Origin of the sequence: Clostridium sp. ZBS15 (assembly GCF_023845705.1) — a bacterium.
GTDB lineage: Bacteria > Bacillota > Clostridia > Clostridiales > Clostridiaceae > Clostridium > Clostridium aquiflavi.
Genome location: NZ_JAMQHY010000135.1, coordinates 1 through 343 on the forward strand (window position 1 = coordinate 1; position 343 = coordinate 343).

Sequence of the window (343 nt, forward strand, 5' to 3'; positions counted from 1 at the left end):
ATTAAAAAAAAAAAGAGAAAGAAAGACAAAAAAAGAAAAAAAGAAGAAGAAGAAGAAAAAGAGAAGATAGAAGAAAAAGAAAAAAGAAAAGAAGAAAAGAAAGAAGAGAAGAAAGAAAAAAGAAAAAAGAAGGAAAAAGAGAGAGAAAGGAAAAAAGAAAGAAAAAAAGGAAAACAAAGAAAAAAAGAGGGAAAAAAAAAAAGAAAGAAGAGAAAAAGAAAAAAAAAGTGAAAAAAAAAAAGAAAAAAAAAAAAAAAAAAAAAAAAAAAAAAAGAAAAAAAGAAAAAGAAAAATAAAAGAAATAAAAAAAGAAAAAAAAAAAAAAAAAAAAAAATAAAGGAAA

Annotated in this window: 1 protein-coding gene; it reads left to right on the forward strand. The window is 17.8% G+C overall.

All coding sequences use genetic code 11. From position 1 onward, the window contains the following. On the forward strand, positions 1–231 hold a 231-nt coding region (locus tag NG904_RS17720), incomplete at its 5' end, for a hypothetical protein (RefSeq protein WP_252232874.1). Positions 232–343 lie beyond the last annotated feature (112 nt).